The sequence below is a fragment of the Nocardioides litoris genome, from assembly GCF_006346315.1.
Taxonomy (GTDB): Bacteria; Actinomycetota; Actinomycetes; order Propionibacteriales; family Nocardioidaceae; genus Nocardioides; species Nocardioides litoris.
Genome location: NZ_VDMR01000009.1, coordinates 34,378 through 49,974, shown reverse-complemented (window position 1 = coordinate 49,974; position 15,597 = coordinate 34,378). Strand labels below are relative to the sequence as shown.

Genomic DNA, 15,597 nt, shown 5'->3' with positions numbered 1-15,597 from the left:
CGGGACCTCCCGTGAACGCCGGTCTCCTGCTGGGGTACGCCGCCGACCGGCTGCTCGGCGACCCGCAGCGCGGGCACCCGGTGGCCGGGTTCGGGTCGCTGGCCGCCGCGCTCGAGCGTCGCACCTGGGGCGACGACCGCGCGCGCGGCGTCGCCCACGTCGCCCTGCTCGTCGGCGGCGCGGTCCTGCTGGGCCGCGCCCTGCCCACCAGCACCGTGACCACGGCCGCGGCCACGTGGGTCGTGCTCGGCGGCACCAGCCTCGACCGGGAGGCGGCGGCGGTGGGGGCGTTCCTGGAGGCCGGCGACCTGCCCGGCGCCCGCCGCCAGGTGGGGCGGCTGGTCGGCCGGCGCACCGACGACCTCGACGAGGCCGGGGTCGCCCGGGCCGTGGTGGAGTCGGTGGCCGAGAACACCAGCGACGCCGTGGTCGCCCCGCTCGTCTGGGGCGCGGTGGCCGGGGTGCCCGGGCTGCTGGCCTACCGCGCGGCCAACACCCTCGACGCGATGGTGGGCCACCGCAGCGAGCGCCACGAACGCTTCGGCTGGGCCGCGGCCCGCCTCGACGACGTGCTCAACCTGCCCGGCGCGCGGCTCACCGCGGCCCTGGCCACGGTGCTCGGCGGCGACCCGCGGGGCAGCCTGCGGGCCTGGCGCCGCGACGCGGGCGGCCACCCGAGTCCCAACGCCGGGCCGGTGGAGGCGGCGTTCGCCGGTGCGCTCGGCGTGCGCCTGGGCGGCACCAACGACTACGCGGGCCGGGTCGAGCACCGCGCCGTGCTCGGCGACGGCCGGGCCCCCGCCGCTCACGACGTGCGCCGCGCGCGGGTGCTGGCCCGGCGCGTGCAGCTGGCGTCGGTGGTCATCCTCGCCCTCGCACCCACGCCCGGGCGGCGGCGACGTCGGGCACGAGCCTGACGCCGGGCGGCGGCGCCGGACGGCGCACGACGACGACCGGGACGCCGAGCGAGGCGGCGGCGTCGAGCTTGGGCCGGGTGTGGGCGCCGCCGGAGTCCTTGGTGACGAGCACGTCGGCCCGGTGGCCGACCATCAGCGCCTGCTCGCCCTCGAGCTGGTAGGGGCCGCGGTCCTGGAGCAGCCGCCACGACGGCGGCAGCTCGACCTCGGGCGGGTCGACGACGCGGGCCAGCACGGCCAGCTCGCGCAGCGGCCCGACGAACCGGTCGAGGGTCTGCCGGCCGGTGGTCAGCAGCGGCCGGCGGCCCAGGCTCGCCGCCAGGGACGCGGCCTCGTCGTGGTCGGCGGCCCAGTGCCAGTCACCGGGGTCGGTCCAGCCGGGGCGCGCGAGGCGCAGCAGCGGCACGTCGACCCCGGCGGCGTGGGCCGAGATGGTGGCGGCGAAGGGGTGGGTGGCGTCGACGACGGCGTCGAAGTCACGGGCGTAGTCGACGAGCCCGGCCACCCCGCCGAACCCACCCACGCGGGTCGCGCCCTCGGGCAGCCGCGGCCGGGCGACCCGACCGGCGAGCGAGGTCAGCACCTCGTCGCCGTCCTCGACCAGCAGCGCGGCCAGCGCCCGCGCCTCGGCCGTGCCGCCCAGGATGAGCACCCTCACCGGGCTGCCCCCGACCGGGCGAGGGCCAGCAGGGCGTCGACGTCGAGGTGTTCCTCGACGAGGTCGCCGAGCAGGTCGAGGCGACGCTCGCGGGCCGCCGGGAACGACGCGCGGGAGGTGACCCCGAGCGCATCGCGCAGGAAGGCCGCGCGGGCGGCGTCGTCCTCGAGCGCCCCGTGCACCATCGTGCCGGTCACGGCACCGGAGGTGCGCTCGCCGGAGAAGCGGCCGTGGTGGATCTCGTACCCGGCGGGCGCGTGCAGGCGCAGGGTCTTCTCCTCCGCGAAGCGGGTGGTGGCGTCGAGCAGTCCGATGCCCTCCACCGTACGCGGCGGGCCCTCGACGCCGTCGGGGTCTCCCACCTCGCGGCCCAGCACCTGGCAGCCGCCGCAGATGCCGAGCACCGGACGGCCGGACCGCGCGTGCGCCACGACCGCGCGGTCGAGCCCGCGCTCGCGCATCCAGGCCAGGTCGTCGATCGTCGCGCGGGTGCCCGGCAGCACCACGAGGTCGGCGTCGGACAGCCCGGCCGGCGTGCTCGCGAAGACCACGTCGAGGTCGGGCTCGAGCCCCAGGGCGTCGACGTCGGTGAAGTTGGAGATCCGCGGGAAGCGCACCACCGCGACCCGTCTCGTGCCGGCGCCCCCGGTCCCGGCGGCGGCGCGGCGGCCCTCCAGGTCCAGCGCGTCCTCGCTGTCCAGCCACAGGTCGGGCCGCCACGGCAGCACGCCGAAGACCCGGCGGCCCGTCCGCCGCTCGATCTCGTCGAGGCCCGGGCGCAGCAGCCCCAGGTCGCCGCGGAACTTGTTGACCACCCAGCCCGCGACCAGCCGCTGGTCGGCCTCGTCGAGCAGCCCCAGGGTGCCGAAGAAGGCCGCGAACACCCCGCCCCGGTCGATGTCGCCGACGACCACGGTCGGCAGGCCGGCGTGCTGGGCCAGGCCCATGTTGACGTAGTCGCTCGCGCGCAGGTTGATCTCGGCCGGGCTGCCCGCCCCCTCGGCGACCACGACGTCCCACCGGCCCGCCAGGTCGTCGTACGCCGCGTGCGCGGCCGCCGCGAGGTGCCGCCGGCCGTCGACGAAGTCGGTCGCCCGCACCTCTCCCCCGGGTCGCCCCATCAGGACGACGTGGCTGCGGCGCTCGCCGCCGGGCTTGAGCAGCACCGGGTTCATCGCCACCTCGGGCTCGGCCCGCGCGGCCAGGGCCTGCACCCACTGCGCCCGCCCGATCTCGCCGGGCTGCCCGTCGGCGCCGACGACGACCATCGAGTTGTTGCTCATGTTCTGCGCCTTGTACGGCGCCACCCGCACGCCCCGCCGGGCCAGCGCCCGGCACAGTCCGGTCGTGACCACGGACTTGCCGGCGTCGGACGTCGTGCCCGCGACCAGCAGGCCGGCCATCAGGCGGCCCCGCCGAGCGGCCACGTGCACCGCCGGTGGCAGTCGTGGTTGGCCCACCACTGCAGGTCGACCCGCTCCACCCGGCTCCGCACGGGCAGCACCTCGGCCAGCTCGGCCCGGAGCGAGTCCACCGTGGCGCCGGTGAGCCGGTGGTCGAGCGTCAGGTGCGGCACGACCTCGGCGTACCGACCCGCGTACGGCGGCGTGGCCGGGAAGGCCACCGCCAGGGCGGCGGTCAGCCGCCGGAACGGCCCGTCGGGCTCGGGCCGCAGGTGCAGGTTGCCGTCGGGGAACTCCCCCACCTCGGCCAGCTCGACCTCGAACGCCGGCTCGGCCGCCACGACCTCGGCCACCTCCGCGAGGTCGGCGGGCGTGGGCGCGGACAGCCAGGGCCCGAGCACGGTGACGTGGGCGTGGATGAAGCCGGGGTCGGCGGAGACGAACGACGCGTCCTGCCGCTCCGTGCGCTCGCGCACCCAGCCGTCGAGCTCGCGCACGGGCACCGCCAGCACCGAGTGTCCCGACAAACCGGTCACCCGCGCTTGCTCCGGAACACGTGCCGCGCCAGCACGTCGGGCACCGGCCCGCCGTCGCGCGCCCAGTCGACGACGGCGGTGGTCGCGGTGTCGTCGAGCACGCCGCCGAGCCAGGTGTCCTTCGGCCGCCGCCCGGCGGTGAAGTCGCGCACCAGCACGACGTTGCTGCGGTCGCACTCGTCGAGGCAGTCCACGACCCGCACCCGCACGTGCTCGGCGGCGTCGCCGGCCGCCTCCAGCACGTCGCGCTGGGCGCCGTGGTCGGTGCCGGGGTGCTTGCGGGCCGTGCCGCAGCAGCAGTCGCGGCAGAGCAGCACGTCGCGGTCGGGGCGCTTCACGGCGTCGTCCCCGGGGCCCGCACCAGGTAGGTGTCCATGACCCAGCCGGCAGCAGCCCTGACCCGCTCCCGCTCGGCGGCGATCCGCTCGCGCACGTCGCCGAGCCGTCCGTGCACGAGCGACTCGTGCTCGGTGCCGAGGTCGGCGCCCCACCACACGCACCAGTCGTCGGGCACGCCGTCCGCACCCGCGGGCGGCGGCCCGGAGGTCAGCATCACGACCACGTTGGTCTGCCCACCCGTGATCGCCTCGCCGAGGCGACGCTCGGTCGTCACGTGCACGGGCCGGCCGACGTCGTGCAGCACGATGCCGCAGCGCGCGGCCAGCAGCTGCGGCGCGCCGACGCCGGCCACGACCTCGACCCGCACGTCGGGCCCCATCAGGCGGGCGACGCGGATGGTCGAGTCGTAGAGCGACGGGTCGCCCCACACCAGGAACGCCGGGTCGCCCCCGCGCGCGGCCACCACCTCGGCGTACGCCGCCGCGCGGGCCGCGTGCCAGTCGCGGACGGCCCCGGGGTAGTCGGCGGGGTCATCGCGGTCGCGGGTCGGGTCGGGCACGGCGACGACCTCGAGGCCGTGCGCGGCCGCGATCTCGCGCCGCAGCGCGAGCAGGGGGTCGTCGGCCGACTTCTCCGCCGCCACGACGTACGCCGACCGGGCCAGCGCCGCGGCCGCCTCGGGCGTCACGTGCTGGGATCCCATGCCGACCCCGACCACGCGGACGGTCAGCGGCCGGCTCACTGGCCGCGGTCCTCCAGGTCGCCCTCGAGCTCGAGGTAGACCTGCTGCATCGCGGCCATCAGCTCGGGGTCGGGCTCGGCCCACAGCCCGCGGTCGGCGGCCTCGTGCAGCTTCTCCACGATGCCGCGCAGCGCCCACGGGTTGGAGGTGCGCATGAACTCCTGGTTGGTCTCGTCGAGCACGTACTCCTGGGCGAGCGAGGCGTACATCCAGTCGTGCACGACCCCCGCGGTGGCGTCGAAGCCGAACAGGTAGTCGACGGTCGCGGCCAGCTCGAAGGCGCCCTTGTAGCCGTGGCGCTGCATGGCGCCGATCCAGCGCGGGTTGACCACCCGGGCGCGGAAGACCCGGTTGGTCTCCTCCTGCAGGGTGCGGGTGCGCACCGCGTCGGGCGTGGTCGAGTCGCCGACGTAGGCCTTGGGGTCGGCGCCGGTCAGCGCGCGCACCGTGGCCACCATGCCGCCGTGGTACTGGTAGTAGTCGTCGCTGTCGGCGATGTCGTGCTCGCGGGTGTCGATGTTCTTGGCCGCGACCTTGATGCGCCGGTAGTTGGTGCGCATGTCGTCCGAGGCCGGGGCGCCGTCGAGCCCGCGGCCGTAGGCGAACCCGCCCCAGGTCGTGTAGACCTCGGCCAGGTCGGCGTCGTCCTTCCAGGTGCCCGACTCGACGAGCTGCAGGATGCCCGCGCCGTACGACCCGGGCTTGGAGCCGAAGATGCGGGTGGTCGCGCGGCGCTCGTCGCCGTGCTCGGCCAGGTCGGCCTGGGCGTGGGCGCGCACGTAGTTGGACTCCGCCGGCTCGTCGAGGCCGGCGACCAGCTGCACGGCGTCATCGAGCATGGCCACCACGTGCGGGAACGCGTCGCGGAAGAACCCCGAGATGCGCACGGTCACGTCGATGCGTGGCCGGCCGAGCTCCTCCAGCGGCACGGGGGTGAGGTCGCGGACCCGGCGGGACGCCTCGTCCCACTCCGGACGCACGCCGAGCAGCGCGAGCACCTCGGCGACGTCGTCGCCGCTGGTGCGCATGGCGCTGGTGCCCCACACCGACAGCCCGACCGAGCGCGGGAAGTCGCCGGTCTCCTCGACGTACTTGGCGACGAGCGACTCGGCCATGGCCTGGCCGGTCTGCCAGGCCAGCCGGGACGGGACGGCGCGCGGGTCGACGGTGTAGAAGTTGCGGCCGGTCGGGAGCACGTTGACCAAGCCGCGCAGGGGCGAGCCGCTCGGCCCGGCGGGCACGAACCCGCCGCCCAGGGCGTGCAGCACCGCGTCGAGCTCGTCGGTGGTGCGGGCCAGGCGGGGCACGACCTCGGTGGCCGCGAAGGCCAGCACCCGCTGCACCTCGGGGTCGTCGTGCAGCGTGGTGGCGACGGCGGGGTCCCAGTCGGCGTCGGCCAGGGCCTGCACGAGGCCGCGGGCGCGGCGCTCGATCTCGTCGACGGCCGAGGTGGCCTCGGCCCCCTCCTTGAGGCCGAGCGCGGCGCGCAGGCCGGGCACCGCGGCGCTCTGGCCGCCGAAGACCTGGGCCGCGCGCAGGATGGCCAGCACCAGGTCGACCCGGGTCGAGCCCTCGGGCGCCTGGCCGAGCACGTGCAGGCCGTCGCGGATCTGGGCGTCCTTGATCTCGCAGAGCCACCCGTCGACGTGCATGATGAAGTCGTCGAAGTCCTCGTCGTCGGGCTGCTCGTCGAGCCCGAGGTCGCGGTGCATCTCCGCGGCGTGCATGAGCTGCCAGATCTCCCCGCGGATGGCCGGCAGCTTGGCCGGGTCCATCGCGGCGATGTTGGCGTGCTCGTCGAGCAGCTGCTCCAGGCGCGCGATGTCGCCGTAGGTCTCCGCCCGCGCCATCGGCGGGATGAGGTGGTCGACGATGACCGCGTGCGCGCGCCGCTTGGCCTGCGCGCCCTCGCCGGGGTCGTTGACCAGGAACGGGTAGACCAGCGGCAGGTCGGCGATGGTCTGGTCGGTCGCGCAGGAGGCCGACAGGGCGGCGTTCTTGCCCGGCAGCCACTCCATCGAGCCGTGCTTGCCCAGGTGCACCACGGCGTGCGCGCCGAACCCGCCCTCGTCGGGCGCGGCCCGCAACCACCGGTACGCCGCCAGGTAGTGGTGGGTCACCGCGAGGTCGGGGTCGTGGTAGATCGCGATCGGGTTCTCGCCGAACCCGCGCGGCGGCTGGATGAGCAGCACCACGTTGCCGGCCTGGATGGTGGCCAGCACGATCTCGCCCGCGTCGTTGACGAACAGCTCGCCCGGCGACTCGCCCCACGCCTCGACCACGTCGGCCTTGAGGTCGTCGGGCAGGTCGGCCGTCCAGGCGTCGTACTGGCTCTTGGTGATGCGGACGTGGGCGTCGGTGAGCTGGGCGTTGGTCAGCCACTCCTCGTCCTGGCCGCCCGCGTCGATGAGGGCGTGGATGAGGGCGTCGCCGGCCTCGGTGTCGTCGGCCATCTCGAGGCCCGGGACGGCGCCCACGGGCCCGAGGTCGTAGCCCTCGTCGCGCAGCCGGCGCAGCAGCCGGATGGTCGAGACGGGGGTGTCGAGGCCGACGGCGTTGCCGACGCGGGAGTGCTTGGTCGGGTAGGCCGAGAGCATCAGCGCGACCCGGCGCTCGGCGGGCGGGGTACGACGCAGGCGGGCGTGGTTGACCGCGATCCGGGCGACCCGGGCGCAGCGCTCGGCGTCGGCGACGTAGTGCGGCAGCCCGTCCTCGTCGACCTCCTTGAAGGAGAACGGCGCGGTGATGATGCGGCCGTCGAACTCGGGGATCGCGATCTGGGTCGCCGAGTCCAGCGGCGTCACGCCGTCGTCGCTGGCCTCCCACTCCGCGCGGCTGGTGGTCAGGCACAGGCCCTGCAGCACCGGGATGTCGAGCGCGGCCATCCGCGCCACGTCCCAGGCCTCGTCGTCCCCGCCCGCGCTGGCCGAGGCCGGCGTGCTGCCGCCGGCGGCCAGCACGGTGACCACGAGCGCGTCGAGGGAGCCGAGCGCGTCGTACAGCTCGTCGGGGGCGGAGCGCAGCGACCCCGCGAACACGGGGACGCCGACCGCCTCGCCCGTCGCGTCGACCGCGTCGGCCAGGGCGTGGGCGAAGGCGGCGTTGCCGGAGACCTCGTGGGCCCGGTAGTAGAGGATCCCGACCCGCGGCAGGCCGGTGTCCTCGCGCTCGACCATGCCCCACTGCGGCACCGCGAACGGCGCCTCGAAGCCCTCGCCGGTCAGCAGCACGGTGTCGGAGAGGAACGCGTGCAGCTGGCGCAGGTTGGCCGGCCCGCCCTCGGCCAGGTAGCGGTGGGCGTCGGCCGCGACGCCGATCGGCACCGAGGAGAGCTCCATCAGCTCGGCGCTGGGCTGCTGCTCCCCGCCCAGCACGACGACCGGCATCCCGGTCGCCTTGATCCGGGCGAACCCCGAGCACAAGTCGTCGGGCGAGCCCAGCACCCGGCCCACCACGAGGTCGCAGCCCTCGATGGTCGCGGCCATCGACTGGTGCCCCGGCCGGGACGGGTTGGCGAACACCCAGTCGGCGCCCAGGTCGTTGGCGGCGCGGGCGGAGAGCAGGTCGGTGTCGGACGTCGACAGCAGAGCGATGCGCATCAGCGGGTTTCTCCTCGGGGTTCTCGCCCCTGGTCGGCGGAGAGTCCCGTGGCCAGTGTCTGGCTGGGCCGCGAGGGCCTCACAGTGGCGGAACCGCCCCGGACTCGCACCGGGTTCCTGCTCCACGAGAATCGGTGGCGCCACTCTAGGGGCTGTGGTCCCGGGACAGGCGCCAGGGCGCCTTCCTCGACCACCGTGCGGCCCGGCCGAGCCCACGGTGGTCGAGGAGGTCGCGCTGGCAACCGTCTCGAGACCACACGACCGCAACCGGTCGAGCCGGACCCACGGTGGTCGAGGAGGGACGGAGTCCCGTCTCGAGATCACCCGACCGCAGCGTCACCGTGCCGGGTCGACCACCGTCATCCCCGCGACGACGGCGGAGTCGAACCCCGGCAGCAGCGCGGCCGCCTCGGCCAGCCCGACGGTCCGCTCGACGAGCCGCTGCGGCGCGAGCCGACCGTCGGCGATCATCGCCATCATCTCCGGGTAGTCGGCCGCGGCCATGCCGTGGCTGCCGAGCAGGTCGAGCTCCCACGCGATGACCCGGTCCATCGGCACCCGCGGGTGGCCGTCGACGGGCGGGAGCAGCCCGACCTGGACCATCCGACCGCGGCGCCGCAGCACGTGGACCGCGGTGGCCGAGGTCTGCTCGCTGCCCACGGCGTCGACGGCGACGTGGCTCCCGCCCGTGCGTCGTACGACGTCGGCGACCGTCGCGGCCGGGTCGGTGCCCGGGGCCGCGAGGACCACGTGCTCGGCCCCGAGGTCGGTCGCCACGGCCAGCGCCTCGGGGCTCCGGTCGACGGCGACCACGCGCGCGCCGAGCGCCCGGGCGACCATGACCGCGCTCAGCCCGACCCCACCGGCACCGACGACGGTCACCCACTCCCCCTCGACGACCCGCGCCCGCCCGACCAGCGCCCGGAACGCGGTGGCGAAGCGGCAGCCCAGCGACGCCGCGGTCTCCAGGTCGACCTCGGGCGGCACGGCGACCAGGTTGGTGTCGGCGGCGTGCAGGGCGACCAGCTCGGCGAAGGACCCCCAGTGCGTGAACCCCGGCTGCTCCTGGTCGGGGCACACCTGCGCGTCGCCGGCCCGGCACCACTCGCACCGCCCGCAGCCGCACACGAACGGCACGGTCACCCGGTCACCGACCGCCCACCGCCGCACCTCGGGCCCGACCTCGACCACCTCGCCGGCCAGCTCGTGGCCCGGCACGTGCGGCCAGGCGATGTCGTCGTGCCCGGCCCAGGCGTGCCAGTCGCTGCGGCACAGGCCGGTCGCGCCGACGCGCACCACGACCCCGGCCGGCGGGCAGGCCGGGGCGGGCACCTCGGCGACCCGGGGCGTCGCCCGGACCCCGTCGACGACGACCGCGCGCACGCCGCCCGTCCCGAGCCCGTCAGCCCGAGGCGCGCGCCGCGAGGCGCTGCCAGGTCGCGACGACGGTGTCGGGGTTGAGCGACATCGACTCGATGCCCTGGTCGAGCAGCCAGTCGGCCAGGTCGGGGTGGTCCGAGGGGCCCTGGCCGCAGATGCCGACGTACTTGCCGCGGTCCTTGCAGGCCTTGATGGCCAGCGACAGCATGTGCTGCACCGCGGGGTCGCGCTCGTCGAACCCGTCGGCCACGAGTGCAGAGTCGCGGTCGAGCCCCAGGGTCAGCTGCGTCATGTCGTTGGACCCGATGGAGAAGCCGTCGAAGTGGTCCAGGAACGCGTCGGCCAGCACGGCGTTGGACGGCACCTCGCACATCATCACGACCTGCAGGTCGTTCTCGCCGCGGCGCAGCCCGTGCTCGCCGAGCAGCGAGATGACGCCCTCGGCCTCCTTGAGGGTGCGCACGAACGGGATCATCACCCGCACGTTGGTCAGGCCCATCTCGTCGCGCACGAAGCGCAGCGCCTCGCACTCCATGGCGAAGCACTCGGCGAAGTCCGCGGACAGGTACCGCGACGCGCCGCGGTAGCCGATCATCGGGTTCTCCTCCTCGGGCTCGTAGCGCTCGCCGCCCACGAGGTTGGCGTACTCGTTGGACTTGAAGTCGCTCATCCGCACGATCACCGGGTACGGCGCGAACGCCGCCGCCAGCATCGAGACGCCCTCGGCGACGCGCTGGACGAAGAACTGCCGGGGCGAGGGGTACGCCGCCACCGTCTCGCGCACCTCGGCCGCCAGCTCCGGGTCGGCCTCGTCGAGCACGCCGGCCTCGAGGTCGAGCAGGGCCTTGGGGTGGATGCCGATCTGGCGGTTGATGACGAACTCGAGCCGGGCCAGGCCGACCCCGCGGTGGGGCAGCTGGGCGAAGGAGAACGCCTGCTCCGGCGTCCCGACGTTCATCATGATCTTGACCGGCACGTCGGGCATGGCGTCGAGCTCGGTGCGCTCGACGTCGAAGTCGAGGGCGCCGTCGTAGACCAGGCCCGTGTCGCCCTCGGCGCACGAGACCGTGACCTCGGCACCGTCGGCCAGGGTGCGGGTGGCGCTGGTGGTGCCGACGATCGCCGGGATGCCGAGCTCGCGGGCGATGATCGCGGCGTGGCAGGTGCGGCCGCCGCGGTTGGTGACGATGGCCGAGGCCCGCTTCATGATCGGCTCCCAGTCGGGGTCGGTCATGTCGGCGACCAGCACCTCGCCGGCCACGAAGTCGCTCATCTGCTCGACCGAGGAGAGCACCCGCACCGGGCCGGCGCCGATCTTCTGGCCGATGGCGCGGCCCTCGACGAGCACGGTGGCGTCCTTGGTCACCGTCTTGTCGATGCTGAACCGCTCCAGCGCGCCCGTACGACGCGACTGCACCGTCTCGGGCCGCGCCTGGAGCACGTAGAGCTGGCCGTCGACCCCGTCCTTGCCCCACTCGATGTCCATGGGGCGGCCGTAGTGCTCCTCGATGACCAGCGCGTGCCGGGCCAGCTCGGTCACCTCGGCGTCGGTCAGCGACAGCAGCCGCGCCTGGTCGGCGTCGACGTCGACGAACTCGGTCGTGCGGCCGACCGCGGCGTCGTTGGTGTAGACCATCTTGGTCAGCTTGGCGCCCACGCCGCGCTTGAGGACGGCCGGGCGGCCCTCGCGCAGGGCGGGCTTGTAGACGTAGAACTCGTCGGGGTTGACCGCGCCCTGCACCACGCCCTCGCCGAGGCCGTAGGCCGAGGTCACGAAGACCGCGTCGGTGAACCCGGACTCGGTGTCCATCGTGAACATCACGCCCGAGGAGCCGATGTCGGAGCGCACCATCTTCTGCACGCCCGCCGAGAGGCCGACGTCGCCGTGGGCGAACCCGTGGTGCACCCGGTAGGCGATGGCCCGGTCGTTGTAGAGCGAGGCGAACACCTCGCGCACCGCCTGCAGCACCGCGTCGATGCCGCGCACGTTGAGGAAGGTCTCCTGCTGGCCCGCGAACGAGGCGTCCGGCAGGTCCTCGGCCGTGGCCGAGGAGCGCACCGCGAAGGACGCCTCGCCGCCCGAGCCGGCGGCCAGCTCGTCGTACGCCGCGCGGATGTCGGCCTCGAGGTCGGGCGGGAACTCCTGGGAGACGACGGCCTCGCGGATCTCGCGGCCGGCCGCGGCCAGCGCGCGCACGTCGTCGGTGTCGAGGCCGTCGACGAGGCCGGCGATGCGCTCGGCCAGCCCGGTCTCGCCGATGAAGCGGTGGTACGCCGCCGCGGTGGTCGCGAAGCCGTCGGGCACCCGCACCCCGAGGTCGGTGAGGTGGCTGACCATCTCGCCCAGCGAGGCGTTCTTGCCGCCGACCTCCTCGAGGTCGCCGAGGCCGAGGTCGGAGAACCAGCGGACGTTGACGTGGTCGCGGGACTCGGACGGGGTGGTGCTCATGGGGTGCCTCCCGGGGCGTGACGGGTCTTGCTCCGCTGACGGCTGGGGACCCCGCCGTTGCGCTTGAGGGTCTGCAGGACGAGGGCGGCCATCTCCTCGACCGACTTGGTGGCCGAGTCGATGACCGGGACGCCGTGGGCGGCGTAGAGGGCCGCGGCCTGGCGCAGCTCCCACCGGCACTGGGCCACCTCGGCGTAGCGCGAGCCGGGGCGACGCTCGTTGCGCACCCGGGCCAGCCGCTCGGCGTTGGTGGTGATGCCGAAGCAGCGCGCCTTGATGTCGGCCAGCGGCCGGGGCAGGTCGCGGGACTCGAGGTCCTCGTCGACGAGCGGGTAGTTGGCCACGAAGAGGCCGTGCTGCAGCGCGAGGTACATGCTCGTCGGCGTCTTGCCGCACCGCGACGGCGCGATGAGCACCACGTCGGCCCGGTCGAGGGCGCGCAGGCTCTGGCCGTCGTCGTGCTCGATGGTGAACTCCACCGCGGCCATCCGCGAGTTGTAGCGCTTGATGTCGCCGACGCCGTGCAGCCGGGCGGGCTGCCGCACGCCGCGCTGGCCGAGGATCCGCTCGACCGGGTCCATGTGCATCTCGAAGAAGTCGATGATCGGCGCCCGGGTCTTGAGCAGCTCGAGGCGGATGCGGTCCTCGGCGGCGGTGGTGAAGGCCAGCGGCACCACCGGTCCGTCCATCGCCTCGTCGAGCTGCTGGACGACCTCGCGCGCGGCCTCGGGGGTCGTGATGAAGGGGATCGTGGTGCGCTCGAAGACCAGGTCGGGGAACTGCATCAGCAGCGCGTTGCCCATCGTCTCCGCGCTGATGCCGGTGGAGTCGGAGAGGAAGAAGACGGGCACGACCCCGTCGTCCGGCTCGGGCGACCCGCTCGGCTCCGTCGCGCTCACCCGCCGCAACCTAGCCCAGCCCGGGCCGGTGTGGCCGTCCTCGTCACCTTCCGGTCCTTGTGTCCACCGCCACACCCCGACGCTGGTGCGAGAGCGGCTGCGGGGTGATGACCGGTGCGCGGGACGCCGGCGCGGTCCGGCACGGCATCGCCCCCGCGGACGGTGCGGCCCACCGGTGGGGCCGGTCACCATGGTCCGACCCCCACCCCAGGAGCACGCCCGTGGACGACCCCGACGCCCCTGACGCGCCTGACCACCCGGTGCTCGCCGGCCGCTACGAGCTGGGCGAGCTGCTCGGGCGCGGCGGCATGGCCGACGTGCGCCGGGCCCACGACCGCGTGCTCGGCCACGAGGTGGCGGTCAAGACGGTGCGGGGCGGGGCGACGGTCGACCGGGAGCGGTTCGTCGCGGAGGCGCGGGTGCTGTCCCGGCTCGACCACGACAACGTCGTTTCCCTGCTGGATGCCGGGGTCGGCGACGACGGTCCGTGGTTGGCGCTCGAGCTCGTCGACGGCGAGACGCTGGCCGACCTGCTGGCCCGCGAGCGGCCGTCGGCCGAGCGGCTGGCGTCCCTCGGCGCGCAGGTGGCGCGCGGGCTGGCCCACGCGCACGACCGGGGCGTGGTCCACCGCGACGTGAAGCCCTCCAACGTGCTGCTCGCGGGCGACCGCGCCCTGCTCACCGACTTCGGGGTCGCGCGCCTGGCCGACGCGACCTCGGGCCTGACCCTGACCGGGGCCACGGTCGGCACCGCCGCCTACCTGGCCCCGGAGCAGGTGCGCGGCGAGACCGTCACGCCCGCCACCGACCTCTACGCGCTCGGGCTCGTGCTGCTCGAGGCCCTGACCGGCGTGCGCGCCTTCACCGGCACCCCGGTCGAGGCGGCCCTGGCCCGGCTGACGCGCGGCCCGCTCGTCCCCACCTCCCTGCCACCGGGCTGGCCCGCCCTGCTGGCCGCCCTCACCGCCGCCGACCCCGCCGACCGGCCTGACGCCGCTGCCGCGGCCGAGCGGCTCGCTGGCCTGGCCGACCCCGACCGGGTGCCCGTCCACGCCGACGGCCCGGCGACGGCCGCCGTGGCTGTCGTGCGCCGCGGGCCCGAGCACCGGCGCGGACCGGTGATCCTGGTGGCCGCCGCCGTGCTGCTCGTGCTCGCCCTGGCTGCCGGCACCTGGCGGCTGCTGGGCACCGCCGAGCCCGCGGTCGCCGAGGCCGCACCTCCCCCGACCTCGTCGAGCACGTCCGACCCGACGACGGCGTCGCCCACCCCGACGCCGACCACCACGACCGCGGCCCCCGTGGACCCGTCCGCCACCACCGAGGTCGCCCCGGTCCGCACCGGGTCGACGACGCCGGCCACGCGGTCCCCCCGGCCCGCGCGCGCACCCCGACCCACCCGCGCACCCCGGCCGCCCGCCCAGCCGCCCGCCCAGCCACCCGCGTCGCCGTCGAAGCCCTCGAAGGCCGGGCCTGCCGAGGACAAGGGCCCGGGCGGGAGCAAGGGCAAGGGCAAGAAGAAGGGGCCCGGCAAGGGGCCTGGGAAGGGTCCGGGGAAGGGTCCGAAGGGCCGCCCCTGAGCGGTCCCTAGGCTGCCCGCATGACGAGCGACCCGTACCAGCCCGACGGCCGCACGATGCGCGAGCGGATGCTCGCCGGCGACCCCTACGTCGCCGACGACCCCGAGCTGGAGGAGTGGAGCCACCAGGCCTTCGACCTGACGGCGGCCTACAACGCCACGACCTCGCGCCAGGGTCCGCTCCGTCGTGCACTGCTCGAGCAGCTGCTCGGCGCGATCGGCGAGGACACCGTGCTGCGTCCGCCGCTGCACGTCGACTACGGGCGGCACCTGACGGTCGGGGCCCGCACGTTCGCCAACATGGGCCTGGTCGCCCTCGACGTCGCCCCCATCACCATCGGTGACGACGTGCAGATCGGCCCCCACGTCCAGCTCCTGACCCCGACCCACCCCCTCGAGCCCGGCCCGCGCCGCGACAAGTGGGAGGGCGCCGAGCCCATCACCCTCGGCGACAACGTCTGGCTCGGCGGCGGCGTCGTCGTGTGCCCAGGCGTCACCATCGGCGCCGACACCGTCGTGGGTGCGGGCTCCGTGGTCACCAAGGACCTGCCGGCCGGCGTCGTCGCCGTGGGCAACCCGGCCCGGGTCATCCGCGAGCTCTAGCCCGCGCGCTCCATCCGGTGCTCGGGCGGCTCGTCGTCGGGCCAGTCATCGGGGACCCCGACGTCGACGAAGCCCGCTCGCTCGTACGCCGCCCGTGCCCGCGCGTTGTCGGCGCGCACCATGAGGTACGTCGACCGGCCCTGCTCGGCACCCCAGGCCACGACGGCCTCGACGAGGTCGGTGACCACCCCGGTGCCGCGCAGGGCCGGGTCGACCCACAGCGAGATGAGCTCGGCCCAGCCGTCCTCGGCCCGGGTCCCGCTGACGACCCCGACGACCCTGCCCTCGGCCCGGGCGACGAGGGTGAGCGGCACGTCGGTCAGCCGCTGGCGCCAGCGCTCCTCCGGGGCGTCGACCCAGTCGGCGTACCGCGACCCGAACGCGGCGGGTGCCTCGGCGAGGGACCGCAGCCGCACCTCGCGGAACGTCTCCCAGTCGTCGGGCCCGAGACGGATGGTCTCCATCGCCGCGACGCTAGCGGAGGGCGGCACTAGAG

At 75.2% G+C, this 15,597-nt stretch carries 13 protein-coding genes and 1 riboswitch; of the genes, 3 read left to right on the top strand and 10 right to left on the bottom strand.

All coding sequences use genetic code 11. The features are described 5' to 3' along the window. Positions 1-11: 11 nt before the first annotated feature. Positions 12-917 (top strand): cobalamin biosynthesis protein, encoded by a 906-nt coding sequence (locus tag FJQ57_RS19940; protein ID WP_139983751.1) that lies wholly within the window; start codon positions 12-14, stop codon positions 915-917. Here FJQ57_RS19940 and FJQ57_RS19935 read toward each other — a convergent pair. The 9 genes from FJQ57_RS19935 to FJQ57_RS19895 all read right to left on the bottom strand — a co-directional run bounded on the left by FJQ57_RS19935 (position 862) and on the right by FJQ57_RS19895 (position 12,922). Then, positions 862-1,575, bottom strand: coding sequence for a cobalt-precorrin-6A reductase (locus FJQ57_RS19935; RefSeq protein ID WP_139983749.1), 714 nt, complete (start codon positions 1,573-1,575; stop codon positions 862-864). The genes FJQ57_RS19940 and FJQ57_RS19935 overlap by 56 nt on opposite strands. Continuing rightward, positions 1,572-2,978 (bottom strand): cobyric acid synthase, encoded by a 1,407-nt coding sequence (locus FJQ57_RS19930; protein WP_139983747.1) that lies wholly within the window; start codon positions 2,976-2,978, stop codon positions 1,572-1,574. Before FJQ57_RS19930 ends, FJQ57_RS19935 begins: the two co-directional genes overlap by 4 nt. Next, entirely contained in the window at positions 2,978-3,490 is a 513-nt protein-coding gene (locus FJQ57_RS19925) for a 2'-5' RNA ligase family protein (protein ID WP_246081931.1), read from the bottom strand. The genes FJQ57_RS19930 and FJQ57_RS19925 overlap by 1 nt, the downstream gene beginning before the upstream one ends. A gap of 20 nt (positions 3,491-3,510) precedes the next feature. Then, positions 3,511-3,852 carry a hypothetical protein gene (locus FJQ57_RS19920; protein WP_139983743.1) on the bottom strand — a complete coding sequence of 114 codons (342 nt, stop codon included), beginning with the start codon at positions 3,850-3,852 and terminating at the stop codon, positions 3,511-3,513. Next, complete coding sequence (locus tag FJQ57_RS19915) at positions 3,849-4,595, bottom strand: SAM-dependent methyltransferase (protein ID WP_246081930.1); 747 nt, start codon at positions 4,593-4,595, stop codon at positions 3,849-3,851. Before FJQ57_RS19915 ends, FJQ57_RS19920 begins: the two co-directional genes overlap by 4 nt. Continuing rightward, positions 4,592-8,194, bottom strand: coding sequence for a cobaltochelatase subunit CobN (cobN, locus tag FJQ57_RS19910; protein WP_139983741.1), 3,603 nt, complete (start codon positions 8,192-8,194; stop codon positions 4,592-4,594). The genes FJQ57_RS19915 and cobN overlap by 4 nt, the downstream gene beginning before the upstream one ends. Positions 8,195-8,231: 37 nt before the next feature. Continuing rightward, positions 8,232-8,354: riboswitch (cobalamin riboswitch) on the bottom strand. A gap of 176 nt (positions 8,355-8,530) precedes the next feature. Beyond that, the gene (locus tag FJQ57_RS19905; RefSeq protein ID WP_139983739.1) at positions 8,531-9,577 is read right to left on the bottom strand and encodes a zinc-binding dehydrogenase; all 1,047 of its coding nucleotides are present in this window, start codon (positions 9,575-9,577) and stop codon (positions 8,531-8,533) included. 19 nt (positions 9,578-9,596) lie between these two features. Then, complete coding sequence (gene ppsA / locus FJQ57_RS19900; RefSeq protein WP_139983738.1) at positions 9,597-12,023, bottom strand: phosphoenolpyruvate synthase; 2,427 nt, start codon at positions 12,021-12,023, stop codon at positions 9,597-9,599. After that, positions 12,020-12,922: a pyruvate, water dikinase regulatory protein gene (locus FJQ57_RS19895; RefSeq protein WP_246081929.1), complete on the bottom strand. Its 903-nt coding sequence runs from the start codon at positions 12,920-12,922 to the stop codon at positions 12,020-12,022. Before FJQ57_RS19895 ends, ppsA begins: the two co-directional genes overlap by 4 nt. A 221-nt stretch (positions 12,923-13,143) precedes the next feature. On the opposite strand from FJQ57_RS19895, the gene FJQ57_RS19890 reads away from it, so the two are divergent. After that, positions 13,144-14,499: a serine/threonine-protein kinase gene (locus FJQ57_RS19890; protein WP_170219525.1), complete on the top strand. Its 1,356-nt coding sequence runs from the start codon at positions 13,144-13,146 to the stop codon at positions 14,497-14,499. Between the two features lie 20 nt (positions 14,500-14,519). Then, the gene (locus FJQ57_RS19885) at positions 14,520-15,101 is read left to right on the top strand and encodes a sugar O-acetyltransferase (protein ID WP_139983732.1); all 582 of its coding nucleotides are present in this window, start codon (positions 14,520-14,522) and stop codon (positions 15,099-15,101) included. On the opposite strand, the gene FJQ57_RS19880 is transcribed toward FJQ57_RS19885, so the two are convergent. After that, positions 15,098-15,565: a GNAT family N-acetyltransferase gene (locus FJQ57_RS19880; protein ID WP_139983730.1), complete on the bottom strand. Its 468-nt coding sequence runs from the start codon at positions 15,563-15,565 to the stop codon at positions 15,098-15,100. The genes FJQ57_RS19885 and FJQ57_RS19880 overlap by 4 nt on opposite strands. Positions 15,566-15,597: the final 32 nt, after the last annotated feature.